General features: G+C 72.2%; 17 protein-coding genes. 4 read left to right on the top strand and 13 right to left on the bottom strand.

Annotated elements, in window-relative coordinates; translation table 11 throughout:
- Positions 1 to 82: 82 nt before the first annotated feature.
- Genes ACTJI8_RS12135 through ACTJI8_RS12115 form a run of 5 tightly spaced genes read right to left on the bottom strand, consistent with a single transcriptional unit; the run spans position 83 to position 7,885 of the window.
- A complete protein-coding gene (locus tag ACTJI8_RS12135; protein ID WP_440733698.1) occupies positions 83 to 1,336 on the bottom strand; it encodes a CHAT domain-containing protein in 1,254 nt (417 codons plus the stop codon).
- Positions 1,326 to 2,960: a hypothetical protein gene (locus ACTJI8_RS12130; RefSeq protein ID WP_440733697.1), complete on the bottom strand. Its 1,635-nt coding sequence runs from the start codon at positions 2,958 to 2,960 to the stop codon at positions 1,326 to 1,328. The genes ACTJI8_RS12135 and ACTJI8_RS12130 overlap by 11 nt, the downstream gene beginning before the upstream one ends.
- Positions 2,957 to 4,036, bottom strand: coding sequence for a hypothetical protein (locus ACTJI8_RS12125; protein ID WP_440733696.1), 1,080 nt, complete (start codon positions 4,034 to 4,036; stop codon positions 2,957 to 2,959). Before ACTJI8_RS12125 ends, ACTJI8_RS12130 begins: the two co-directional genes overlap by 4 nt.
- Positions 4,033 to 5,328, bottom strand: a complete 1,296-nt coding sequence (locus ACTJI8_RS12120) for a hypothetical protein (protein ID WP_440733695.1) — start codon at positions 5,326 to 5,328, stop codon at positions 4,033 to 4,035. The genes ACTJI8_RS12125 and ACTJI8_RS12120 overlap by 4 nt, the downstream gene beginning before the upstream one ends.
- Before the next feature lie 25 nt (positions 5,329 to 5,353).
- Positions 5,354 to 7,885 carry a CDP-glycerol glycerophosphotransferase family protein gene (locus ACTJI8_RS12115; protein WP_440733694.1) on the bottom strand — a complete coding sequence of 844 codons (2,532 nt, stop codon included), beginning with the start codon at positions 7,883 to 7,885 and terminating at the stop codon, positions 5,354 to 5,356.
- A 151-nt stretch (positions 7,886 to 8,036) separates the two neighbouring features.
- Between ACTJI8_RS12115 and ACTJI8_RS12110 the strand changes: the two genes are divergently transcribed.
- Entirely contained in the window at positions 8,037 to 9,599 is a 1,563-nt protein-coding gene (locus ACTJI8_RS12110) for a glycosyltransferase family 39 protein (RefSeq protein WP_440733693.1), read from the top strand.
- Here ACTJI8_RS12110 and ACTJI8_RS12105 read toward each other — a convergent pair.
- Both ACTJI8_RS12105 and ACTJI8_RS12100 read right to left on the bottom strand, forming a co-directional pair.
- Positions 9,587 to 11,242 (bottom strand): amidohydrolase, encoded by a 1,656-nt coding sequence (locus tag ACTJI8_RS12105; RefSeq protein WP_440733692.1) that lies wholly within the window; start codon positions 11,240 to 11,242, stop codon positions 9,587 to 9,589. The genes ACTJI8_RS12110 and ACTJI8_RS12105 overlap by 13 nt on opposite strands.
- Before the next feature lie 34 nt (positions 11,243 to 11,276).
- The gene (locus tag ACTJI8_RS12100) at positions 11,277 to 12,722 is read right to left on the bottom strand and encodes a purine-cytosine permease family protein (protein WP_440733691.1); all 1,446 of its coding nucleotides are present in this window, start codon (positions 12,720 to 12,722) and stop codon (positions 11,277 to 11,279) included.
- A gap of 111 nt (positions 12,723 to 12,833) precedes the next feature.
- On the opposite strand from ACTJI8_RS12100, the gene ACTJI8_RS12095 reads away from it, so the two are divergent.
- Complete coding sequence (locus tag ACTJI8_RS12095; RefSeq protein WP_440733690.1) at positions 12,834 to 13,844, top strand: LacI family DNA-binding transcriptional regulator; 1,011 nt, start codon at positions 12,834 to 12,836, stop codon at positions 13,842 to 13,844.
- 18 nt (positions 13,845 to 13,862) lie between these two features.
- Here the strand turns inward: ACTJI8_RS12095 and ACTJI8_RS12090 are convergent, their stop codons facing one another.
- Complete coding sequence (locus tag ACTJI8_RS12090; RefSeq protein WP_440733689.1) at positions 13,863 to 15,347, bottom strand: FAD-dependent monooxygenase; 1,485 nt, start codon at positions 15,345 to 15,347, stop codon at positions 13,863 to 13,865.
- Positions 15,348 to 15,440: 93 nt separating this feature from the next.
- On the opposite strand from ACTJI8_RS12090, the gene ACTJI8_RS12085 reads away from it, so the two are divergent.
- Positions 15,441 to 16,106 (top strand): TetR/AcrR family transcriptional regulator, encoded by a 666-nt coding sequence (locus ACTJI8_RS12085; protein ID WP_440733688.1) that lies wholly within the window; start codon positions 15,441 to 15,443, stop codon positions 16,104 to 16,106.
- 124 nt (positions 16,107 to 16,230) lie between these two features.
- Here ACTJI8_RS12085 and ilvD read toward each other — a convergent pair whose 3' ends face one another.
- Complete coding sequence (gene ilvD / locus ACTJI8_RS12080; protein ID WP_440733687.1) at positions 16,231 to 18,087, bottom strand: dihydroxy-acid dehydratase; 1,857 nt, start codon at positions 18,085 to 18,087, stop codon at positions 16,231 to 16,233.
- A gap of 153 nt (positions 18,088 to 18,240) precedes the next feature.
- Between ilvD and ACTJI8_RS12075 the strand changes: the two genes are divergently transcribed.
- The gene (locus tag ACTJI8_RS12075; protein WP_440733686.1) at positions 18,241 to 19,026 is read left to right on the top strand and encodes a helix-turn-helix transcriptional regulator; all 786 of its coding nucleotides are present in this window, start codon (positions 18,241 to 18,243) and stop codon (positions 19,024 to 19,026) included.
- 128 nt (positions 19,027 to 19,154) lie between these two features.
- Here ACTJI8_RS12075 and ACTJI8_RS12070 read toward each other — a convergent pair whose 3' ends face one another.
- The 4 genes from ACTJI8_RS12070 to ACTJI8_RS12055 all read right to left on the bottom strand — a co-directional run bounded on the left by ACTJI8_RS12070 (position 19,155) and on the right by ACTJI8_RS12055 (position 24,097).
- Positions 19,155 to 20,618, bottom strand: a complete 1,464-nt coding sequence (locus ACTJI8_RS12070) for a glycosyltransferase family 39 protein (protein WP_440733685.1) — start codon at positions 20,616 to 20,618, stop codon at positions 19,155 to 19,157.
- 58 nt (positions 20,619 to 20,676) lie between these two features.
- The gene (locus ACTJI8_RS12065; RefSeq protein WP_440734088.1) at positions 20,677 to 21,414 is read right to left on the bottom strand and encodes an IclR family transcriptional regulator; all 738 of its coding nucleotides are present in this window, start codon (positions 21,412 to 21,414) and stop codon (positions 20,677 to 20,679) included.
- Between the two features lie 89 nt (positions 21,415 to 21,503).
- Positions 21,504 to 23,093 (bottom strand): PucR family transcriptional regulator, encoded by a 1,590-nt coding sequence (locus ACTJI8_RS12060; RefSeq protein WP_440733684.1) that lies wholly within the window; start codon positions 23,091 to 23,093, stop codon positions 21,504 to 21,506.
- Entirely contained in the window at positions 23,090 to 24,097 is a 1,008-nt protein-coding gene (locus ACTJI8_RS12055) for a DUF917 domain-containing protein (RefSeq protein ID WP_440733683.1), read from the bottom strand. The genes ACTJI8_RS12060 and ACTJI8_RS12055 overlap by 4 nt, the downstream gene beginning before the upstream one ends.
- Position 24,098 lies beyond the last annotated feature (1 nt).

Raw genomic sequence — 24,098 nt, 5'->3', positions numbered from 1 at the left:
GTGTTCCGGTGGAACTGCGTATCCCTGTGGATGCACTCAGACTGCCGGCGGGCGATTGCTCCCGATCACAGGTTTTCGAGGATCATCTGTCCCGGCGCGGCGGTGACCAGGTCGTGGAGATCGCCGCCCACATCAGCGGCGAGTGCTCGACAGCGCCGGAGCGCGCCCAGGTCTCGGCGCTGGCGCGCTGCCAGGCGTTCAGCGCCGCTACCGGGTCCGCGCTCTCCTGGGTCGCGTCCACCGCATCGACCGCCGCGCTGAAGGCCGGGGCGTCCGCGCCGGCGGCGCGCGCGAATCCCGCGTCGGTGGGCAGCGCCCATCGTGCGGCGGCGACGTGCTCCGCGCCGCCCCGGACCAGCGCCGCGACGAGCGCCGTGGGCTCTGCGAATCCTGTGTCTCCGCCGGACTCGCAGGCCATCAGCGCGACGCGGGCCGGAATGCGCCAGCCGTCGTCGCCGGCGTCCTCCGGCGCGCCGTAGGCGATGTCGGCGGCCGTGAGCGGGCGATGGGCGCCGAGCAGAGCGGCACGGCCGGCGAGGGCGGGGCCGTCGGACAGATGCATGCGCACGTCCAGACCATGGTCGGACGATGACACATGCCCGACGTACAGGAAGCGGGAGGCATCGGCGAGCAGCGCGCGCAGTCGCACCCGGTCGATCGCGCCGCCCAGGAGAGGCTCGGCGCCGCGGGCCCGGGATCCGAGTCGCTCCTGCAGCGCGGCGAGTGCCTGGCCGGTCCCCGTCGGCCCGAGCACCGGAGCGAGCATCCCCCCGGGCACGGGAGGATCCAGGACCGCGACGACCGGACCGTGCGGATCCCAGGGGGAGACGCGTCGCGACGGCGCGTTGCGCACGCCGGCCGGCACGAGCAGCGACACCTCGGCCTCGTGCACCATCCGCCGATCCGTGTCGACGAACAGCGCCTCCCAGGGCACGCGGCCGAGCGAGGGGGAGCCCTGGATGCGCAGATGCGGGCGTCGGTCGCGCAGGAGCATGGCGTTCAGTTCGGCCGCGAGCGGGGCAGGCAGCAGCGCCCCCGCCAGTTCCGCGGACAGCCGCCGTTCCCGGTCCGGATCGGCGAGCGGTCCGCGGAAGGCACGGTCGAGCGCCTCGACGACGCTCTCACCGTGCCGAGGCGAGGGCAGCGACTCGTCGAGCCGGTCGAGCACCGGCTGGACAGCGGCGCGCGGGATCGCGTACGCTCGCGGGCGCTCGAGCGTGTGCTCCCAGCGCCACGTCACGTAGAGATCGCCGACATCGGCGAACTTCACCTGCACACACGGGCGCTCCGGGGCCCCGTCGGCGACATCTCCTGCGGTCACTCGCTCACCAGGCATCGACGGTCTCCGCGGAGCGGATGGCGACCCCGTAGCGGCGCTCCGATTCGGCGATCCACACCCGGAATGAGTCGTCGCCGGGCATCGCCCGCACGAACAACGGCAGCGCCCCTCCGGCCGAGGAGACAGGGGAAGCGAGACCGCTGTCCCCGGATGCGGCCAGGGCGTACGGCGCCTCGAGAACGGCGACGTGGACGCGGTCGTTCTCCGGCGCGGGCTCGGCTCGCGAGACGGCAGGTGCGGCGGGGCCGAGCGAGGGCGAGGAGCACAGGAACTCGATCACCTCCACCGCCAGGCGGGTCTCGGCGAGAGCACTGATGCTCTGCAGAGCGACCTCGAACGCGACCGTCGAGACCGTGCGGATCCACCGCTCACGCATCGGCCCGGCCGCGAATCGCTCGCGCAGCGCATCCGTCGCGAGCGCGGCGGGCAGCGCCAGATCGAGCGCCGCACGGCGCATGCGCTGCTTCTCGCCGCGGAACAGCGAACGGTCGGCCGCGGTGAGCGCGGCGAGCGCCCGGCGCACGTCGATCCGTGCGGCCTCGTGCAGTGCACCCGTCGACGCGGACACGGCGCGCGCCCGTCGGTATGCGGCGTCCGCCGTGGGGAAGCGCCACTGTGCGACGAGGATGTCGCCCCGCAGCAGTTCGGCCTGGACCTGTGCCCACACGTCGCCCTGGACGAGCACGTCCGCGCACACCTGCTCCGCGATCCCCCGTGCGGCGGCGAGCCGACCGCGGGCGAGCAGCACGGCGGCGCGTCCGAGGCGGGACACCGAGGCCGAGCGAGGATCGCCGCCGCGCCGGTAGCCTTCTTCCGCGGCGGCGAATCGCTCCTCGGCGGCATCGACCTCGCCGCGCTCGAGCAGCAGCCGTCCCAGGTTCTCCTCGGTGCGGGCCACGGCGATCGGGCCGGTCGTCTGGAGCTGCCGCGAGATCTCCAGCTGCTCGGCGGCGAGACGCGGATCGCCCGTGCGGTGGGCGAGTGCGGCGAGGCCGGAGTACGCGTACGAGGCAAGGCGCGGTTCGTGCGACAGTGCCGTGTTCAGGGCTGCGCGGAAGGCGACCTCGGCGTCGCCGAAGCGTTCCCGATCGAGCAGGATGCCGCCGAGCGTGTTGTGGCGTCCGAAGACCAGCAGCGGCGGTGTGGCGTCGTCGAACTGTCCACCGAGGACCTCGAGGTCGTGGATGGCCTCGATCGAGCGACCGACCAGCGCGAGCGTCTGCGCGCGATTGATCACCGCTCCGAAACGCACCTCCGCGGTGCGGCGTGCGGATCCGATCATCGCCTCGGCGGCCGTGCAGGCGGCGATCGCCTCCGACACGAGATCGATCGCCGCGGGAAGATCCCCGCGCGCTTCTGCGATCGCGGACAGATTGGCCAGCGCTCGGCCGCGGAGGTCGAGGCCGACCCCGTCGATGTCCTCGACCTCTGTGGCCGCAAGGATGCGGCGAGTGACCGGCTCGGCCGCGATCGGGCCGCCGGATGCGTAGGCGGACGCCAGCTCGCCGAAGAGCGGCTCCATGTGCTGCCACCGGGCCGGCAGGCTGCCGGATCCGGGCAGGCTCAGGATCTGAGCGTTGAAGGATCCCGCCGTCCCGCTCGCCGCCTCGGTCTCCGTCATCGCCTCGCGGCCTCCTGCTCGGCGAGCAGCACGGCTCGAGAAGGGAGCCCGGAGTCGTCGATCACGGTCTCCCGTGCGCGGTCGAGTCGCGCGTGGGCGATGGCGAGGAGCGCTTCCGCATCGACATCTCCATGGCCGCGATATCCCGGCGAGGCGAGTGTGAGCGTGCGCGCGTCCGGCGGGGTGAGCAGGATCGTGACGGGGACGGAGATGCTGCCCGCGAAGCGACCCGGTTCGGGCCGCAGGGTCAGCGCGATGCCCGCGAACACTGCGTCGAGCGGTCCCGGATCCGTGGGGGAGGACGACGGCGCACGCGGTGCGGAGACCTCCAGCACGACGTCGGATTGTCCGGAGCGCACCTGCCAGTGTGCCGATCCGGCGGCATCGACCGTGCCGGGCGCGAACGCGGAGAGGTCCAGGGGCCGCGTGCCCTCGGCGAGCACGCCCGCGGTGGAGCGCACGGTCGCGGAGGCGGCGAGTGCGAGGTCCGCTCGTGCCGGCACGGTCGCTGCGGCGCTGCCGGCGGTGATGCCGCGGTCCGCGGCCGCCTCCTCGAGGCGGCCCTCGAGCGCCGTCAGTGCGGGGCGCACCGCGGCGTGGATCCCCGGTGCGAGGCGGAGGGCCCGCCCGGCGACCAGGCCGTCGGCGAGCGCCGCGAGCAGGAGCTCATCGCCGTCGAGCAGGTGCTCCACCGCGAGCAGTGCGTCCGCCCGCTCCACGGAGAGGATCCGCGGATCGAGCGGGGGGACGCCGGCGAGCGTCGAGGCCGGCCACCACGCGGCCGCCCACGCCGCCAGCGCCGCACGCCGAGCATGGTCGAGCGCGGGAGCCGGGGTCGGCTCGAACGCATCCGTCTGGCCGAGGAGCGCGGGGACCACTTCGGGACCGTACACCTGCCAGGCGACGTCGATCGCGAGAGCGGGATCCCAGACGGACGCCGCCGGAGGAACGTCAGGATCAGCGACATCCCAGATCAGGAGTGCACCGGCCGTCTCGAGCAGCGCGGAGTGGGCGGCACTCGAGGGCGTCGCCCCGATCCGCAGGCCCTCCGCGGTGCGTGCCGCGCGAAGGATCATGCCGCGTCCTCGAGGGCATCGCGGCCGATCGAGGCCTTCACGAGGCCGCGTCGGTCGAGGATCACCGAGCGCAGCGCGCCGTCGAGGAGGGTCCAGACCTCGTCCGCCAGGATCGCGTCGCCGCGCAGTTCGCGTCCGTGCAGCCGTGCCCAGAGGCGGCGCACGAAGGCCTCGCGCGCACCCTGTGCCACGGTCGGGCTCTCGCCGAGGCGCAGAGCCCGATGAACGAAAGGCTCGCGTCGCCACCGTGCGCGCAGGCGCCGGGCGGCGTCGGTCATCGCGTGAGGTGTCGATTCCGCGGCGGCGGGGGTGACGCCGGATCCGGTCGATCCTGCCGGATCCCCGAGCGCAGCGGACGCCTCCGTCGCGGCGAGCAGCACGACGCGGCTCTCCTCTTCGGTGAGCTGCCACGCGCCGGCAGTGCGCTGGATCTCGGCGTGCACGACATCGCCGATGTCACCGCCGCTGTCCGCGACGGCGGCGAACGACGCGAACAGCCGCTCGAACAGCGACCTGTCGAACGGCGGTGGCATCGCGGTCTTGGTCGCTCTGGAGCCGGGGTCCGGCGGCGAGGGAAGGTCTTTCGCGGTCAGCCCCAGCTCTCGCGCGGCACCGGCGAGGTCTGCCGGCGGTGCGCCGGCGGATCCGCTGCGGGACGCCACGAGGGCGGCGAAGTCGCCTGTTCCGGCGCCGGTCGCGCAGGCGTCCAGCAGCCGTCGCAACGCGTCGCGCACGACCGGGCCCGCTGGCGCCGCTGCACGAGCCCAGGCCTCCGCGATCTCCCGGCTCACCTGTGTCGCGACCGCGGGGTCGCTCAGGTGCGCCCGCAGCTCGGCGAGTCCGGGGCGGACTCCGTCGTGCACCTCCGCCAGGGTCGCCGCGGCGACGGCATCGGCGTCGTGCGCCGGAGCGCCGCGGTGCCGGGCCAGCTCGAACGCACGCTGGAAATAGAGGTCCTGGGGGTTGCCCCCAGTGATTCCGGCGCGACGACGCGCGCGCTTCAGCGCGACGAACCAGGCGGCCGTCGCGGCGAGATCCGACCGCGCCTCGTCGATCAGCGCCTCCAGCTCTTCGGCGGCGTCGTCCGAGAGCACGGCGTACGCCAGGTGCGGGCGTGCGGACGGGCGGATCACCAGGGGATCGAGCACCAGCTTCGTCGTGCGGGCCAGGGGGGTACCGGTGGGCCCGGTGAGGGCATCCACTCCGGAGAGCCGTTCCCATGCGCGTGCGATCACGAGACCGCGCGGCACACCGCGCACCGGCGGACCGGGCGGTCGTGCGTCGGCGGTCATGCCGGGATCCTATCGAGCGCGCCGCTCAGTCGGTCAGCAGAGCCTCGAACTCGGCCTTGACGTCGGCGCGATAGGCGTCCGTGTCGAGGGTCGCCGCAGGGACCTCGCCGTCGAGGAACGCGGTCATCCCGGCCGCGAGCGCGTCGTCGTCCTGCGCCACGATCCTGATGGAGCCCTCGGGCAGGGCGCCGTACACGGATCCGAACGAGGTCGACACGATCGGCAGACCGCAGATGGCGGCCTCGATGAGTACCATCGGCTGCCCCTCGTAGAGGCTGGACAGGACGAAGCAGTCGGAGGCGGCGAGCAGGGCGTAGGGATTGCGCTGCGCTCCGGTGAGGAACGCCGCATCGGAGAGCCCCGCCTCATCGATCTGCTGCTGCAGGTCGGCGCGCAGCGGGCCCGCACCCACGATGAGAAGCCGGGCCTCGGGGTGCGCCCGGTGCACGTCGTGGAACGCGCGGATCAGGCGCGCATGGTTCTTCTCGGGGCTCAGGCGGCCCACCGTGACGAACCAGCGGAGCTCGCCCTCGTCGGCCTGGAGCGTCTCGTACCATGCCGGGCGGGGCGGGATCTCCTGGTCGGCGGCCTCGTACTGCGCGTCGGATTCGGAGAAGAACTCGCTGAGCGGACGCCGGGCACCGAGTGTGACGTGCTCGACGTCGGGGAAGTTGCGCACCGTGCGGAAGTGCTCGGCGGAGGCGTATTCGGCGAGCTCGATGCGGTTCAGCTCGGTGAGCTGGTGCGAGACCGAGACGAGCTGGTCGTACTCGGAGTACATCGCGAACACCGTGCTGAGGCCGCGCTTCATGGTGGCCTTGCCGTTCACGGTGCGTTCGCGGTCGGAGGCCATCTCGTTGTGCATCCAGATCGCCCGGACCGGATCGGGCCCGCCTTCCGTGACCGCGGGGGCGTGCAGCAGCAGGCTGGTCCACAGCGGGCCGTAGCCGCTGAAGTCGGCGACCCAGTCGAAGCGGGCGTCGCCGAACACGCGCGTCCACTCCGCGTTCCACAGCTCCTCGTGCCACGGCTCGGTGCCGGGGGTGCGCGGGGATCCGCGCCATTCGTCGATGCGGCGGCGCAGGTGCACGGCCTTGGACCCGTTCATCCCGCCGATGCGGAACACCTGCCGCACCTCGGCGGGGATGCGGGCCTGCGTCAGCGGATCCGTGCTGAGCCGTCGCTTCGGCAGCAGCGCCGTCACGTCGTAGCGGGTGTGGTCGATCGCGCCCAGCAGGTTGAGCGCACTCGTGGTGATGCCGTTCGGCTTCATGCCGCCGAGATACACGAGCAGGCGCTTGCGGCCGTCGTGCGCGGTGGGACGCGCCCGATAGCCCTCGCGGGCGCCGCCGAACACGATGTCGACGACGCGTGCGGTCGCGCCGCCATCCTCGAACGGGGCGAAGCGTTCGGCCCAGGAGGCGTACTGCGGGTGCGGATCGGCGCCCTCCAGCAGCGCCCTGAGCGCGCGGCCGGTCCCGGCGGCGTCGTCGGCGACAGGGCCGGGCAGGGTATCCAGGGGCATGTAGGTGCCGCGACCCGAGGAGTACAGGTCGGCATCCGGGGTGAAGAACGCGATGGGCCGGCCCGTCGCCAGGTAGTCGAAGAAGATCGACGAGTAGTCGGTGACGAGGCCCGCCGAAGCCCCGAGCAGCACGTTGGAGGGGATCGAGTTCGGCGCGAGCGAGCGCGCCAGCTCCGGACGGGCCGAGGCGTGTGCGTGCACGATCTGGTGCGTCTTCAGCACCACGACGTGGCCGTCGCCGACGCCGGCCTGCAGGGCCGCGAGCTGGGCGGCGAGCTCGTCGATGTTGTCCTCGGGATCGTCGAAGGAGCTCCCGCGCCAGGTGGGTGCGAACAGCACGATCGGCTTCTCGCCGAGCAGGACGCCGCTGCCCTCGAGCTCGGCGCGCACGGTCGCCTCGGCCGCGCTGTCGAGGCGCTGCCGGTCGATGCGGGGATAGCCCTCCTCGATGAGGGTGCCGGGGTAGACGTTGGTGAGCCGGTAGGCGCCCTCGTACATGGTCTCGGCCATGAACGGGTTCGCCGCGAGCAGGAAGTCCGACATCAGGAAGTTGCGCAGCGTGTTCGCCGACTGCACCGCCCCCGACGGCATGTCGAAGCCCATGAGCTTCAGGGGCGTGCCGTGCCAGGTGTTCAGATACACCTGGCCCTCCCTCTTGCCGAACCAGGTCGGGAAGGTGGCGTTGTTGATCAGCCAGCCGCTCACCGCGAGAGCCTGACGGTAGGACGCGGATCCGCGATGCACGAACGAGACGCGGCGGTCGGCGGAGAACTCGTTCTGGAACCGGGCGATCGCGTCATCGTCGGCGAGCGCCCAGACGTGCGTGAGGTGCGCGTAGTCGGGGTCGGCCAGCAGGTGGCGGAAGATCGCCTCCGGGTTGCACAGCATGCCATTGCCCGCGAAGGACTCGTACAGCACCTGATCGGGGCGGACGGGCCGGGAGCGCCAGAAGGCGATCCGCTCGGCTTCGACAGCGCGCTTCAGGCGTCGGGCGGTGGAGCGGAGGCGCCGTGCGGAGGAGGAGAGTGACACGGATCAAGGATATTAGGCGCGTGCCCGGCGAACACTTGGAGAACGATGGGTGAAGGATCGGCGGCGGATCGCGGATGTCCCACGGCGTGACGCGGATCCGGCGCGTCGCCTCGGAGGGGACGCCAAGCCGCGCAGGCTACGCTCGGGCGACGTGACCAGTCAGGCCCTGCCCCGTGCGGTCGGCTCGGAGATCCCCGATGCGGAGGAACCGACCGCCGATCCCCGCCGGCTCGGTCTGTGGGGGGCGCTGGTCGGGCTGTTCGCCGTCGCCGCGAGCGCTGCGGGATCCTGGATCCCGTCGCTGTGGGGCGACGAGGCTGCGAGCCTCATGTCGGCGACGCGGCCGCTGCCGTCGCTGATCCACATGCTGAGCTACGTCGACGCGGTGCACGGTCTGTACTACCTCGGGCTGCACGCGTGGATCGATGTGTTCGGACCGAGCGCCTTCTCCATCCGATTCCCGTCGGCGCTCGCGGTGGGCGTGTGCGCCGCCGCCGTGGTCTGGCTGTGCGGACGTTTCGGCACGCTGCGGTTCGCCGTGGTCGCCGGCGTGTTCGCCGCGGTCCTGCCGCGGCTGATCTTCGCGGGGGAGGAGGCCCGCTCCTACGCGATGACCGCCGCGCTCGCCGCAGTGCTGATCGCAATCCTCGTGGAGATCGGCCGCCGTGATTCCCGCGCGGTCGGCGGCTGGATCGCCTACGCGGCCGTGCTCACGGTCGGCATCTGGCTCTTCCTCTATGTCGCGCTGATGGTGCCCGCGGCCCTGGTGATCGTGCTGCTGTCGCCGGCGTTGCGGCGGCGCTGGCGCGCGTGGATGCTCAGCACCGGCATCGCCCTCGTGCTCTGCACGCCGCTGGCGTGGTTCGGATTCCTGCAGCGACGACAGATCGCGTTCCTCGCCGTGCGGGAGTCGGTCACGGCCGAGGTCGTGCTGAAGAACATGTGGTTCCAGGAGTGGTGGTTCACCGCGATCGCCTGGGCCCTCATCCTGGTCGCCGTGATCGCGTTCGCGCGAGAGCTCATCCAGATGCGGCGCGCCGGAGCGGGACGGTGGCGTACGCCCGGTATCCGCCTCGAGGTGGTGGCGCTGAGCTGGATGATCGTGCCGATGGGACTGCTGCTGGCGGTCACCCCCTTCGTCGCGGTCTACACCGCCCGGTACGGCTCGTTCTCCGCGCCCGCGGTCGCGATCGTGATGGCGCTCGGGGTGAGGCGGCTCGCCCGTCTCCCGCGCCGTCGACTGGGGGCGCGGCTCGCGGCCGTCTCGATCGCCGTCGTCGTGATCGCGGCGGTGCCCGTGGCGGCCCTGCAGCGCGGACCGTACTCGAAGAACCAGTCCGACTGGAACGACATCGCCGCCTTCATCAGCACGAACGCCGCGCCCGGCGACGGCATCGTGTTCGATGACGGGGCCCGCCCGTCCCAGCGCACCCGGCTCGCGAAGGCGACGGATCCGACGGCTTTCCGGAACGTCACGGACCTGCTGCTCAGGACGCCGTTCCAGAAGTCCTACACCTGGTACGACCAGACCTACGGCATACCGCGTGCGGCCGGGATGGGGCGCTTCGACGGCGTCGAGCGGGTCTGGGTGGTCGAGCTGAAGTTCGACGGCGTCGAGGACACCTGGGGTCTCGGGCAGCTGCGGTCGCTGGGCTACCACGAGACCCGCCGCGTCGACGGCGCGGGAAGCGTGATCCTGCTCTACGAGCGGTGATCCGGGGCGGCGGCCGCGATCGCGGCGCGGTCGAGGCCGGCGACGACCGTCGTGCGCACCCGCGTGGTGAGGAACGTCTCAGGACCGTCGCGGAACGGATCCGCGTCCAGGATCACGAAGTCGGCTGCGGCTCCCGCGCGCAATACGCCGAGCTCGCCCTCCCAGCCGCAGGCGTAGGCCGCGTCACGGGTGGCCCGGCGCACCGCGTCGGCGACCGCCATCGCGTTGCCGGGGAGGTTCGCCTCGAGCGCGGGATCGAAGGCCGACCGCCGCGTCGTGGCGATGAACAGGTTCGGCAGTGGATCGAACGGCGCGGTCGGGGCGTCCGTGCCGAGCGCGAGCGTGGCGCCGGCTTCGGCGAACTCTCCCCAGGGGTAGGCGCGTTCGATACGGTCGTCGCCGAGCATCGCCCGCCAGTTGTCCTGGATCGCGGGATCGCAGTGCACGGGCTGCATCGATGCGATCACTCCGAGGCGTGCCAGGCGCAGGGGCGTCGCGTGGTCCACGGTCTCCAGATGCTCGATGCGATGACGGCGCTCGGCGCGCGGGCCGTTGGCGGCCACCGCGGCCTCGAGCGCGTCCAGGGCGAGCGCGGAGGCGGCGTCGCCGATCGCGTGCATGGCGATCTGCAGCCCTGCTGCGTCCGCGCGGGTGACGACCGCGGTCAGTGAGGGCAGATCCCACAGCGCCTCCGGCTGCGAGCCGTCGGCGAAGGGAGCGCGCATGGCCGCCGTGCAGCTGTCGATCACGCCGTCGACGAAGAGTTTGATGCCGGCGATCCGCAGGCCGGGTCCGGTGTGCTCGCGGTGCAGCGCGATCGCGCGGTCCACGGCGGCGGCGTCGCCCTCCGCGGTGCCCGTGCGGTACACGGCCCAGTGTGCGGCGACGTGCATCGGCAGCGTGCCGCCGTGCCGCTCCTGGACGGCGAGCATGGCGCGCAGGTCGTGCTCACCCAGCGCCATGTCGACGGCAGCCGTGACGCCGGCGTCCAGGTAGGTGCGCAGCGCGGCCTCGAACTGCGCCTCGCGGTCGGCATCGCTCGTGAGCGCATCCAGCTTCTCGCGCAGGAACGCGAACACCGCGTTCTCCAGCAGCATGCCGGTGGCGTGCCCCGCGGCGTCGCGCTGGATCGTGCCGCCGAGGGGATCCGGCGTCTCGTCGTCGATGCCGAGCTCGGCGAGGGCGGCGGAGTTCACCCAGGCGGAGTGGTTGTCGTTCGCGTGCAGGTATACGGGCCGCTCGGCGACCGCGGCATCGATCATCTCGCGGTGCGGAGCCTGTCCACGGAGGCTGGAGAACAGCCAGCTCCGACCCTGGATCCGCGGGGCTGCAGGGTTGGCGGCGGCTGCTGCGGCGATGCGGGACTGGATCTCGGCGAGATCGGTCGCGTCATGCAGATCCACCTGCTCGAGCGACTCGCCCAGGCCGACGAGGTGCGTGTGCGCATCCACGATTCCGGGGATCACCAGGGCGCCGTCCAGCTCCACCACGGTGTCGGCGGCGAACGCGTCGGCCGCGGCCGTGTCTCCGACGAAGAGCACGCGTCCCGCCTCGACGATGAGGGACTGGGCCCACGGCTGCGTGTCGGAGGTGAAGATCGCGCCGCCGCGGTAGTGGGTCGTGCAGGTGCCGGGGGTTCTCATGCGTTCTGGTCCTTCTCTGTCCGGATCCGGGGACTCACAGCGAGGCCTGCGAGCGGGGCGAGCGGCGCACCAGCGCCAGGTAGATGACGAACGGCACGATCAGGCCGACCGGCACCGACAGGTCGATCCCGCCGATGAGCGCGGCGACCGGGCCCACGTAGACGAGGGTCGCGCTGCACAGCAGTGCGGCGCCGATGCCGACGAGCACGGCCACCGCGCCGGCGATGTGCACGCCGCCGCTGAACCAGAACCGGCTGCCGTGGCTGTCGTCTGCGAGTGCCGCGCCGTCGTAGCGGTTGCGGCGCCACAGCATGTCGGCGAGGTAGACGCCCATGACCGGGGCGAGGATCGCGACCGCGAGCTGCAGGGCGCTCGAGACGCTGTCCAGGAAGTTCCACACGAGGAGCGCGAACAGGGTCATCAGCACGCCGACCGTGCCGTCCAGCAGCACGGTGCGCGACCGCGGGAGGCGGATCCCGACGGCCTGCAGGGCCAAGCCGGAGCTGTAGGCGGTCATGGCGTTGTTCGCGATCGTGCCGACGATGACCGAGATGAGGAAGACCGGCGCGAACCAGCCCGGCAGGAACTTCTCCAGGCCCGCCTCCGGATCCGACATGTCCACGGCGCTCGCCGCGAGCGCGCCCACGAACGTGGCGAGCACGCCGGGGATGACCATGCCGAGCGTCGTCCACAGGGCGACGTCGCGCACACGGGTGCTCGCGGGCAGGTAGCGCGCGAAGTCGGCGCTGTTCGTGTACGACAGGGGGCTCGAGGCGACCAGCGCGATGCCGGCGGCCATCATCGCCACCAGGTCCAGGCCGTGCAGCGGCTCGGCGGGGGTGTAGCCCCAGTGCGCGCCGCCGACGACGAAGACCGCCATCACGGCGAAGATCACGGCGAGCGCGACCGCGAGCGGCTGGTACAGGCGCATGATCAGTCCGTGGCCGTAGACGCTGATCACCATGGTGGCGGCGGCGATCACGATCGCGCTGAGCGCGATGGTCCAGGGCGACGAGGGCACGCCGAGCCGGCCGAGCAGTCCGACCGCGACCGTGGTGGCCGCGGCCCAGTTGATCGCGAGGTAGCAGACGCTGATCAGCCAGCCCGCGATCGCGACGTTGAAGCGGTTGCCGATGACGCCGTACATCGCGCGGGTGATCACCTCGCTCGGCGTTCCGGCGGCCGGACCGGATCCGGCGACGATGCCGGTGATGATCGAGAACAGGTTGCCGATCACGATCACGAGCAGCGCCTGCCACAGGTTCAGGCCCAGCAGCATGAGGGTCGCGCCGATCACGACCGCGAGGAAGTTCACGTTGGGCGCCGCCCACACGGCGAACAGGTCGCGGGCACGGCCGTGCCGCTCCGTGTCGGGGATGTAGTCGATGCCGTGCGTCTCGACGCGCACGGCGCTGTCGGTGGGCACGGGATGGGTGAGGGCGGGCGCGGCGTCGGCCGTGGGGGGTGTCGTCTGCGACATGGATCCTCCAGGGAGAAAGGTCGGGTGCGCGACATCCTTGTTCGCGCTCGAAACGCAACGCTAGGGATCCAAAACGATTTGGACAAGCGGATCCGCGACTATCATCACGGCATGCGCAGACAGCGATCCACGATCCGCGACGTGGCCCGTCGCGCGGGGGTGTCGGTGACCACGGTGTCGCACACGTTCTCGGGCAACGGCGTCGTGAATCCATCGACCCAGGCGCGGGTGCGCGCGGCGGCGACCGCGCTGGGATATCACCCGGATGTCGTGGCGAGCGGGCTGCGTCGCAGCAGACTCGGGGTGATCGGGCTGGTGCTGCGGCCCGCCGTCGGCGTCGAGCCGCAGCAGATCCAGGACGTCGACTACTTCCCGCGGTTCGCGGGGGCGGCCGCGCTGACTTCGCTCGGTCAGGGGTACGCGCTCATGCTCGTCGCCGACCCCAGCGTGCCGGATGCTCCGGCCACCGCCTGGGCATGCGACGGCATCATCGTGACCGACCCGGTCGAGCACGATCCGCTCGTCGCCGCGCTGCGTGTCGGCGGCATGCCCTACACGCTGGTCGGGTCGGATCCTGCGGATCCGGACGATCCGCACGTCATCGACATCGCGACCGAGCCCATCACGGATCGGGTGCTCGATCACCTCGCCGCCGCCGGGGCGACACGCATCGCACTGATCCTGGGCACGGATCCGATCGAGTGGAACACCGCGACCGAACGGCGCTATCGGGAGCGCACCCCGCCGGCGGCGCAGTACGTGCGGTACGTGCCGGAGCGGTCGGATCCGGAGGAGGGCGCGGCGGCGGCCGATGAGCTGCTCGCCCTGCCAGAACCGCCCGACGGCGTGTACTGCATGACCAGCGACCACGCTCGGGCGCTCGTGGATCGGCTCGTCGCGCGCGGGGTGCGCGTCCCGGAGGACGTGCGCGTGGTGTGCGGATCCGATGCGGACGGGCTGCGCAACTCGGCCCCGGAGATCACGGCCGTCGATCTGCAGCCGCAGGCGCTGGGTCGTCAGGCGGCGGCCGCGCTGCTGCGGCAGCTCGAACCGGCTCTCACGCTCGAGGTGCCCCCGCCCGCGCACGGCACCCTGGTCGTGCGGACCTCGACCAGAGCCTGAACCGTCAGGCGCTCGCCGTCACGTTGTACGACCGCCCGTTGTGCGGAGTGCATCGAGGAGCCCATCGGAGTCGTCGCCCGCCCAGGCGATCACCCCGTCCGGTCGCACCAGCACGAGCGGCGCGGGCAGGTCGCACCCTGCGAACGGACGCACGTCGCCGCCCAGCGCTGCCTCGGGCATGTCGGAGCCGGCGCCGTACGCCAGTACGAAGGCCCCGTCGGACGCGACGTCGAAGTACGACCCCGCCTCGCCCGGGCCGCCTGCCCAGTCGGCTGCGAAGGAGCCGGCGAGTTCGCCAGGAGCACCGTATCCGACCACGTCGCCCGAGAGCACGCGCACCATCTCCGTCGCGCCGTCGGAGGTGTCGAGGAGGCGGCGCAGCAGCCGGCCCGCGGCACGGGAACGCTCATCCGTGCGCATCACGGCGACCTGCGCGCGGCTCCAGTCCAGGATCCGCTCGGCCTCCGGACGGCGCTCGGCCTCGTAGTCGTCGAGCACGCTTTCGGGCAGGCGCCCGGTGATCACGCCGCCCAGCCTCCAGCCCAGCGCGGTGGCGTCGAGCATGCCGAGCGAGAGTCCCTGCCCGCCGAAGGGCGGGTGCACGTGCGCGGCGTCGCCGGCGAGGAGCACCCGGCCCCGACGGTAGTGGTCGGCCGCGCGGGTGTTGTCGGTGAACCGTGTCGCGCTGAGCACGTCGGTGACGGTGGCGTCAGCGCCCGTGACGCGGCGGATCGCTCCGGTCAGCTCGTCGGCGGTGATCGCGGTGCCCCGTGCGGCCGGGGCGCCGTCGAACTCCGCGGTGAGGATGAGGTTGTTCGGCATGCGCCGGAATACGCCGGTGGGGGTGACGTGCCAGCCCAGCGGGATCACGTCGAGACCATCGCCGCCCACCAGCGCCTGGTAGCCCGTCATCACGCCGTCCAGCCCGTCGAAGCCGAACCCGGCGCTCTTGCGGACCGTGCTGCGGCCGCCGTCCGCACCGATCACCCACCGTGCCTCGAGATCTCCGGTGCCGGCGTGCACGACGACGTGATCGTCGTGCGGTGTCACCCCGGACACGGTCACTGCGTGTCGCACCTCGACGCCGCGCAGCGCGAGTCGCTCGCGGAGCACCGCCTGCACCTGCTGCTGCGCCACGAGCGCGGACTCCGCGGTGCGACCGAGCTCGTCCCACCGCACCAGGTCGGGCCGCAGTGTCATGCCGGCTACGTGACCGGCGAAGCGCGGTGGAGTGAACGGCGCCGGCTCGGGACGTGCGGCGCCCGGGATCCGCGGGGTGCGGGCGCCGATCGAGCCGGCCGGCAGCAGGGGCTCGTCGCCGCCGAAGGCGAGGCCTCGACGGCGCAGCGCATCCGCCGCACGCGCGTTGAGGGATCCGGCCTTGATCGTGGGGTCGATGGTGTCGCAGCGCTCCAGCACCACCGGATCCGTGCCGGCCAGCGAGAGCTCGAGGGCGAGCATGAGGCCCACCGGTCCACCGCCGACGATGATCACTTCGTTCATGCTTCGTCCCGTCACTGATCAGGCCGATGTGAGCGGCCGATGAATTAGGTCTGACCTAACTTAGGTCTGACCTAATATTGCTAGAGTGATCGCATGACGTCAACCACCGATTCGATGGATCCGCGGAACGCGCCGATCCGGGAGACGCTCACGGCCAAGGAGCGGCGTCGGGCGCGCATCTCGGACACCGCCATGATGCTGTTCGCCGAGCGAGGCTTCGATGCCGTCTCCATCGCCGAGATCGCAGAGGCCGCCGAGGTGTCCAAGATGACCGTGACGAATCACTTCGCGCTCAAGGAGGACCTGGTCTTCGACGAGTTCGCCGACGACGTGCGGCGCGTCGGCACCGAGATGGCATCGGTCGGCTCGCTCGATCAGGCGGTGGACGCGGTCGAGCGCTACTGCGCGGAGCGCGAGCGCTCGGGAGGCACGGCCCGGGCGCTGGCGGCCAGGACGCCCGGCGCCTGGCAGGGATTCGCCGGACTGGTGCTGGGCAGCCGTGCACTGTCGCTGCGGTTCCACGCCCACTACCTCGACATCCGCGACGCGATCGCTGCGGCGCTGCCGTCGTCGCTCGCGCCGGCCGATGTCGCGGTCACCGCATGGATGCTGGCTGAGGCGGTGCATCTCGTCGACTGGTGGCCCTACGACCAGGTCGCCCGAGGCGCATCGACGGCGTCGATCCGTGCAGGGCGCGTGGCGGTGCGCGAGCGCGCGTTCGCGGCGCTTCGGGAGGGGCTTGCTCGCGCGCCGAGGTGAGCACCGCGAATGGGCGTCAGGAATCCAGGAGGCCTGCGACTCCACAGGAGGATCCGGGCGGATCCGTCCTGCAGAGTCGCAGAGGACCTGTGGAATCGTGACGTGCGTCGCGGCCCCGCCCGGCTCAGAGCTCCGGGACGATGCGAATCGCGCCCTTGTCAGCGGACTGGGCGAAGTGCGCGTAGGCGCGCAGCGCGGGGCTGACCTCGCGGACGCGGTTCTTGGGGCGGTAACCGCCATTGGCCTCGAGGTGCTCGCGGCGACGCTCCAGCACCTCCCAGGGCACGTCGAGCTCGAGCTTGCGGGTCGGGATGTCGATCGAGATGATGTCGCCGTCCTCGACGAGCGCGATCATGCCGCCCGCGGCCGCCTCGGGGGAGACGTGCCCGATGGACAGGCCCGAGGTGCCGCCCGAGAAGCGCCCGTCGGTGATCAGTGCGCAGGCCTTGCCGAGCCCGCGGCCCTTCAGGAACGAGGTCGGGTAGAGCATCTCCTGCATACCGGGGCCGCCCTTCGGGCCCTCGTAGCGGATGACGACGACGTCGCCCTCCTTCACCTGCTTGTTCAGGATCTTCTCGACCGCCTCGTCCTGCGACTCGCAGACCACGGCGGGGCCGGAGAACGTCCAGATCGACTCGTCCACGCCCGCCGTCTTCACCACGGCGCCGTTCTCGGCGATGTTGCCGTGCAGCACGCCGAGGCCGCCGTCCTTCGAGTAGGCGTGCGCGACGTCGCGGATGCAGCCGCCCTCGGCGTCGGTGTCGAGCGAGGCCCAGCGCTCCGACTGCGAGAACGCGGTGGACGAACGGCGACCGCCGGGTGCCGCGTGCCACAGGTCCTGCGACACCTCTGAGGCCGATCCGCCGCGGATGTCCCACTCGTCCAGCCACTCGCCCAGCGTCGCCGCGTGCACCGTGTGCACCTGGTCGTCGAGGAGGCCGCCGCGACGCAGCTCTCCGAGCAGGGCGGGGATGCCGCCGGCGCGGTGCACGTCCTCCATGTAGTAAGTCTTGCCACCGGCGGAGTTCGGGGCGACCTTCGCGAGACACGGCACCCGGCGTGAGATCGCGTCGATCTCGGCGAGGCCGAAGTCCACCCCGGCCTCATGCGCGGCGGCGAGCAGGTGCAGGATCGTGTTCGTGGATCCGCCCATCGCGATGTCGAGCGCCATCGCGTTGCCGAACGCGGCCTCGGTCGCGATGCTCTTGGGCAGCACGCTCTCGTCGTCGCCCTCGTAGTAGCGCTGGGCGATGTCGACGACCAGGGATCCAGCCTTCTCGTACAGTGCGCGGCGGGCGGTGTGCGTCGCGAGCACCGAGCCGTTGCCGGGCAGGGAGAGGCCGATCGCCTCGGTGAGGCAGTTCATCGAGTTCGCCGTGAACATGCCCGAGCATGATCCGCAGGTCGGGCAGGCCGACTCCTCGATGCGCAGGATGTCGGCGTCGGAGATCTTCTCGTTCACCGCGTCGCTGATCGCGTCGACGAGGTCGAGCGAGCGCACGGTGCCGTCCACGAGCGTGGCGCGACCGGCCTCCATCGGGCCGCCCGAGACGAAAACCGTGGGGATGTTCAGGCGGAGCGCTGCGAGCAGCATGCCCGGGGTGATCTTGTCGCAGTTCGAGATGCAGACCAGAGCGTCTGCGCAGTGCGCGTTGACCATGTACTCGACCGAGTCGGCGATGAGGTCGCGCGAGGGCAGCGAGTAGAGCATGCCGCCGTGACCCATCGCGATGCCGTCATCGACGGCGATCGTGTTGAATTCGCGGGGGATGCCGCCCGCCTCGCTGATCGCCTCAGACACGATGCGCCCGACCGGGGCGAGGTGCGTGTGGCCGGGGACGAACTCGGTGAAGGAGTTCGCGACGGCGATGATGGGCTTGCGGCCGAGATCCTTGCCGTCGACGCCGGCGGCGCGGAAGAGGGCGCGGGCGCCGGCCATGTTGCGTCCGTGGGTGACCGTGCGAGAGCGATAAGCGACCATGGGACCCATTGTGGACCTGCCGCGAGCATCTGCCGAGTCCGTGAGCGAGGAGGGTTTGTACTAGTACTCCGAGTACTGTTTCGATATGGGTTGCGATCACGGCGGAAACGCATCTTCTGCGCAGGACGGCACGGGTCGGACAGGGCGGCGCACATGATCCGCCCGCGCACGCCCCGCCGCGAGCAGCTGGGGGAGTTCCTCGCTTCCCGCCGCCGTGCCGCGAGCCGCTCCGCGCTGGGCCTGCCGCAGGCCGCTCGACGCGGTGACATCGGTCTCAGCCGGGAGGAGGTGGCGGCCCTCGCCGGGGTGAGCGCGAGCTGGTTCACCTGGCTCGAGCAGGGCCGCGACATCGGCGTCTCCCGCCAGGTGCTCGGCGCCGTCGCGCGTGTGCTGCAGCTGAGCCCGGCCGAGATCGACTACGTGGTGCGGCTCGCGGGCCCCGACGAGGATGGCGCCGCCGAGGAGCCCGAGCGCATCCCGGACCATCTGCAGCGGCTCGTCGACGCGCTCGCCTTCCCGGCCTTCGTGGTCGCGAGCGACTGGGCGATCGTCGGCTGGAACGCGCCGTACGCCCGGCTCTACGATCGGATCGCCACGGTCGACCCCGAGGATCGCAATCTGCTCTGGCTGATCTACACGGATCCGCGGCTGCGCCGCATGCTCCCGGACTGGGATCAGGAGAGCCGCCGCTTCCTCGCCGAGTTCCGTGCGGAGTCGGGTGTGAGGCTGAGCTCGGATCGGCACCGCGCGCTCATCGAGCGGCTGATCGAGGCGAGCGCCGACTTCCGGATCCAATGGGCCGAGCATGCGGTCGAGCGCTTCGCCTCCCGCCAGCGCGTGTTCCAGCATCGCTCCGACGGGCGGCTGGTCTTCGAGCACCACAGCCTCGTACCGGCGGACGCACCGGGGCTGACCGTGGTGATGTATGTTCCGGTCTGACGCGGCCCCGTCCGGTTCTTGCTCCCGTCGCAAAAGTTGCCGCTATGACGGGATCAGAGCGGCAACCTTTGCGACGGGAGCGGGGGGTGCGACGGGTGCGCGGCCGACGGGTCCACCGCCCGGGCGGTTCAGCGCCGCAGGAGCAGTACGGTCGTGACGTTGATCCGGTGGACGGAGGAGATCCGATAGCCGAGCGATTCCAGGTGCCGCACGTCCGGGGAGCGCTCGGGATCGGGACCGCGCTCGACGGCCCAGACGTCGGGTGTGAGGTCGGCGGCCGTGAGCACGTCGTTGGGGCGAGTGCGGTCCCACAGGCCCGGTTGCGTGCGGAAGGGGGCGATCAGCGCGGGGTCCCGCAGCGCGGCGACGTCCGAGGGATAGACGGCGGCGATGAGCCGGGGAGCCTCGGAGTCCTTGGGGCGGTCGTCGTAGACCACGGCGTCGCCCTGCCGGGCGTGGTCGTGCAGATACGCCGCCGCCTCGCGCCAGTCGCTGCCGTCCTTCGCGTAGGGCCCGCGTTGCACCACGAGATTCGGCACGAACGCCACGAGCAGCGCGGCGAGCACCAGCCCTGCGATCAGCGGTGCGCGCGCCGCTGCTCCCCGTGCTGACCACCGGGCGACGGCGCGCGCACCGAGCGCGACGAGCACCGCTGCGGCCGGGGCACAGAAGGACAGATACCGCACGGTGTACATCGGGGCGATCGTGACACTCGCGAGCAAGATCGCCGCGGTCGGCAGCGCCAGCCAGATCAGCGCCAGCAGCGCGAGGCGGGCGTGCTCGACGTCGTGTCGGCGGTCACGGAACGCCGCCACCACGCCGATCGCGATCAGCGCTGCGCACGGCCAGGCGGTCACCGGGTCGAACCACTGCAGCGCCAGCACGTTCAGCGGCGTGATGTAGTCGCGGTGCGCGAGGAAGCCGATCTGGTTCCGCTCTGCGGCGGCGAGCCGAACAATCGGCACCGCCAGCAGGGTCGCGAGCGCACCCCAGCCCGACCAGCGCGCGAGCGAGCGGCGGTGGAAGATCAACACGAACACGCCGTGCACCACGAGCAGCAGGGCCAGGTAGAGGAAGACGTAGATCGCGGTTGCGGCGCCGACGGCATAAGCCGCCCAGCCCCACCAGGCATGCCGTCGCGCCAGCAGAGCGAGCAGCAGCACCGTCAGCCACGCCGCGATCGCGGATCCGATCGCGTACGATCGCGCCTCCGCCGCCATCACCGCGGTGCGGGGCAGCAGGGCCGCGATGAGGCCGGCGGCCAGGGCGAGTCGCGGACCGCATAGGCGTCCGGCGAGCACGGCCGTGCCCGCGGCCAGGAACCCTGCCGCGATCGCGCTCGGCAGGCGCACCGAGAACTCGCTCGCACCGAACAGATCGATCCATACGTGCAGGAACGCGTAGTAGGCGCCGTGCACGCCGTCGACGGTCTGCAGCATGCGCGCCAGCTCCGGCCAGGTGCGCGAGGCCGACATGACGCTCGCGGCCTCGTCGCCCCAGAAGGAGGGCATCCAGGATCCGCACACGCCCGCGAGCAGGCCGACGACGCCTGCGATCACGGCGACGCGTCGAATCTGGGCTGGATCCGTCATCCTCCGCACTCGCCGATCCTCCCGGCCCGGGCTGTGCGCCCGCCGAACGGACGGTCCGTCAGGAGCCGGCGCGCGCTCCGTAGCCCAGCCGGCGCTGCAGCTGCCGGGCGGTCTCGGTCACGGCATCGACGATCGCCGTCTCGTCGACGGAGCCCTCCTCCGACCAGGTGACGGCGACGGCCGCCACCGGCCAGTCGACGTGGTCGCGCACGGCGATGCCGACCGACCGGAACCCCGGGGTCACCTCACCGTCCTCGCGGGCGACGCCGTCGCGACGCACCTCGCGCAGCAGCTCGTTCAGCTCGCGGGGGCGAGACGGGCCACCGCCGGAGCGCTGCGCGAACGCCGCCGCATCCGGATACAGCGCGCGCACCTGCTCGCGGGGCAGCGCGGCGAGCATCGCCCGGCCGGTCGCGGTGAGGTGCGCGGGCAGGCGCACTCCCACGTCGGTGATGAGGGCGGGGCGGCGCAGAGCACGCTCCTCGACGATGTACAGCACGTCGCGGCCGGTCATCACGGCGAGGTGCGCGCTCTCGCCGAGGCGGTCGGCGAGACCCGCCAGCAGCGGGCGCCCGAGCCGGGCAAGGGGCTCCTGCCGGGCGTAGCCGCCGGCGAGCTCGAAGGCGCTGGTGCCGAGTCCCCAGCGGCGCTCCTGCGGCAGATGCACGACGAACCCGTGCGCCTCGAGCGTGGTGAGCAGGTGGTAGACCGTGGAGCGCGGGATGTCGAGCTCGCGCGCCAGCGCGGACGCGGCGACCGGACCGGCGCGGCGGGCCAGGAAACGCAGGATCCGCAGCGTGTGGTCGGCGGCGGGGACCTGGGGCCTGTCGTCGCGGGCGTTCGTCGGCGAGTCCGTCCCGGCGCCGTGGTCCGTGCGATCGGCGTTCACGCTCCCAGGATCCCATGCTCGCGTCGTGCCGTGACGCCGTCGCCCGCCGCGGGCGCGAGTACGGCGCGACAGGCGAGGTGCATCGCGAGGCGGGTCTCGGGATCCATCAGGTCGACGCCGAGGAGCTCCTGCACCCGCCGGATCCGCACCGCGACCGTGTTGCGGTGCAGGTTCAGCGCCTCGGCGGTCGCGACCAGGCTCGACTCCTGGTCGAGGTAGGCGGAGAGCGTGCGCAGCAGGTCCCCTGTCGCGCCCTGCAGCGGCGCGAGGAGCGATTCCGCCGCGGGCACGAAGGTGTCATTGCCGGTCCAGGCCAGCAGCAACTGCTCGAGCCCGAGGCTGTCGACACGGACGAACCAGCCCGTCGCCGAGCGCGACCCCGCGATCCGGGCCGCATCCGCGGCCTCGTCCAGGGTCGCGGCGAGCCCTGCGGCGCCGCGCTGCAGTGAACCGACGCCCGTCGCGATCGCGAAGGCTCGTCCCACTTCGCGGTGCAGAGTGCGCAGCCCGCGCGCCAGCTGTTCGACGGTCGCGGGATCCGGTGCCTCGGAGAACGCCAGCCAGCCGCTCAGCCCGCGCCCGGCGGTGGTGACGTGCGCCTCCGCGGGGATCCTGCCGAGCGCCGCGCGCACGGCGCGGAGCAGCGGCAGCGGATCCAGCCGACCGCGCCCGACCATCCGGAAGCCGAGATGATGTCCTGTCGTGCGCCAGCCGCGCTCGCCCATGCGGCGCTCGATGTCGTCATCGGCGAGGCCCCGTGCGTCGACGAAGTCGCGGAGCAGGGCGGAGGAGGCCGAGACGTCGTTCACCTCCGCGACCTCGTCGATGAGGATCCGCGCCGCGACGGCCGGCATCGCGACCTCGGCCGCGACGGAGAGCGCGGCGAGCTGGCTCTCGCTCAGCCCCTCGCCGAAGACGACCAGGCGCAGGCCCGGCCGACTCGGGCTGTCCACGCGGACGGAGGCCGCGGTGCGGTTCCCCGCACGGGCGATGTCGATCCAGGGGCGAAAGTCGATCGCGGCGTGCAGGGCGGGATCGAGTTCGCCGCCCGAGGAATGCAGCACGTCGGTGCCGTCCACGAGGGCGAGCGGATGGCCGAGCGTGGCGGAGATCTGGCGCAGCAGATCCGACAGATCCCGGGCCGGATACTCGAAGGAGCGCGCGACCTTGCGCACGTGCGAGAGCGTGAGCGCGTCCTGCGCCTGCACGAGCATCCAGCACGCCTGGGCGAGCACGATGGGTCGCTCCACGTCGAGCAGGCAGATCCCCAGCCGCTCCGCGAGCCGCTGCGCGCCGGGGTCGAACCCGGCGGCGCCCGGCAGCGCGACGCCGCGGAAGCCGCGCTCGCGGATCCGGCGCAGCATCGCGTCCTGTTGCCAGGGCGTCTCGGGCGCGGCGTCGAGCAGCACCGCGAGGGCGCCGTCAGGCAGTGCGGCGAGGCCGCCGTCGGGCAGCGTCGGCAGGTCCGCCTCCGCCGACTCCACGGCGACCGCGTCCCACGCGGCGTCCTCCGGGCCGGCGATCCGGCGCAGGCCCCCGTTCTCGGGGTGCGCCCGGAGGCCCGCGAGGGAAAGCCGGGCGGTCATGCGGCGTCCAGCTCGGCGAGACCGTAGGTCGACGGCAGCACACGGCGCAGGCGCTCGGGGCGCTCCAGCCACCAGTCCGGCGCGGGCAGCGAGAGGACGACGACGCGCCGTCCCGGAACGAGATCGGTGACCTGGAGGATCTCGCGCGACGCGGCGTCGAGCATGACGATGATCGCCGGTGCGGAGGCGAGCAGCGCGCCGTCGCTGAGCACGGCGAGGGCCTCCGATCGGGTCACCACACGGTCGATCGCCCCACCGGGGCCGGCGATCTCGACGGACTGCACGTGGGGGTCGGCGTGGTGCGAGGAGATCCGGTCGATCCGTCCCTCGGTCAGCAGGCGCGCCCCGAGCCCCGCGGCGAGCTCGGCCGTCGGCGAGAACCGGGCCGCGAGGAAGGCGCGCCCCAGGGCGAGCGCGCGCCGCTGGTGTCCTGGCATGGCGTGCTCACGGAGATCGCCGACCGTGAAGCCCGCGAGCACGGCCGCACCGCTCCCTCCCGCCTGGATGATCGCCGAGCGGATGATGCGCTCCGCGTCCACGGCGCGGTCCGTCTCCACGAGGGCGACGCCGCCGGCACCGCTCTCGCACGTGAACACGAGCCCCGGCACCCGGTCGACGAAGAGCGACATCTGGTCGAGCTCCGGCACGGCGCGGCCCGTGCAGTCGGCGTCCACGATCGTGCGCTCGCCGGAGAACATGAACGGAACGAGGCTGTTCATGCCGCCGCCCTCGATCGAGCAGACGGCGGGGATCCGCGTGCCGAGCCAGCGTTCCGCCGCGGCCACCAGGCGTCCGAACGGTGCGAGTCCCGGCATGCGTTCGCCGAGCAGGATCGTGGAGCCGACGAACGCGGCGCCGAAGCAGGGAGTGGCGGGATCCAGCTCCTCCACGTCGACGAGCGGATGCGGGCCGGAATCGTCACCCGCGAGCATGAGTTCGAGCATGGTGGTCGTGCCGCCGCCGCCCGAGCCGAGCAGCGCGCAGCCCAGCGCGAGCGCGGTCACG

The sequence above is a fragment of the Microbacterium sp. 22303 genome (genome assembly GCF_052045265.1).
In the GTDB taxonomy this organism is placed as follows: Bacteria; Actinomycetota; Actinomycetes; order Actinomycetales; family Microbacteriaceae; genus Microbacterium.
The sequence above is the reverse complement of the archived record's forward strand: the minus strand, read 5'-3'. Positions and strand labels throughout refer to the sequence as shown.

Excerpts from the sequence above, each read along its gene's own strand:
- ACTJI8_RS12135 (WP_440733698.1), bottom strand. The coding sequence starts at position 1,336 with ATGCCTGGTGAGCGAGTGACCGCAGGAGATGTCGCCGACGGGGCCCCG.
- ACTJI8_RS12130 (WP_440733697.1), bottom strand. The coding sequence starts at position 2,960 with ATGACGGAGACCGAGGCGGCGAGCGGGACGGCGGGATCCTTCAACGCT.
- ACTJI8_RS12125 (WP_440733696.1), bottom strand. The coding sequence starts at position 4,036 with ATGATCCTTCGCGCGGCACGCACCGCGGAGGGCCTGCGGATCGGGGCG.
- ACTJI8_RS12120 (WP_440733695.1), bottom strand. The coding sequence starts at position 5,328 with ATGACCGCCGACGCACGACCGCCCGGTCCGCCGGTGCGCGGTGTGCCG.
- ACTJI8_RS12105 (WP_440733692.1), bottom strand. The coding sequence starts at position 11,242 with ATGAGAACCCCCGGCACCTGCACGACCCACTACCGCGGCGGCGCGATC.
- ACTJI8_RS12100 (WP_440733691.1), bottom strand. The coding sequence starts at position 12,722 with ATGTCGCAGACGACACCCCCCACGGCCGACGCCGCGCCCGCCCTCACC.
- ACTJI8_RS12095 (WP_440733690.1), top strand. The coding sequence starts at position 12,834 with ATGCGCAGACAGCGATCCACGATCCGCGACGTGGCCCGTCGCGCGGGG.
- ACTJI8_RS12090 (WP_440733689.1), bottom strand. The coding sequence starts at position 15,347 with ATGAACGAAGTGATCATCGTCGGCGGTGGACCGGTGGGCCTCATGCTC.
- ACTJI8_RS12085 (WP_440733688.1), top strand. The coding sequence starts at position 15,441 with ATGACGTCAACCACCGATTCGATGGATCCGCGGAACGCGCCGATCCGG.
- ilvD (WP_440733687.1), bottom strand. The coding sequence starts at position 18,087 with ATGGTCGCTTATCGCTCTCGCACGGTCACCCACGGACGCAACATGGCC.
- ACTJI8_RS12075 (WP_440733686.1), top strand. The coding sequence starts at position 18,241 with ATGATCCGCCCGCGCACGCCCCGCCGCGAGCAGCTGGGGGAGTTCCTC.
- ACTJI8_RS12070 (WP_440733685.1), bottom strand. The coding sequence starts at position 20,618 with ATGACGGATCCAGCCCAGATTCGACGCGTCGCCGTGATCGCAGGCGTC.
- ACTJI8_RS12060 (WP_440733684.1), bottom strand. The coding sequence starts at position 23,093 with ATGACCGCCCGGCTTTCCCTCGCGGGCCTCCGGGCGCACCCCGAGAAC.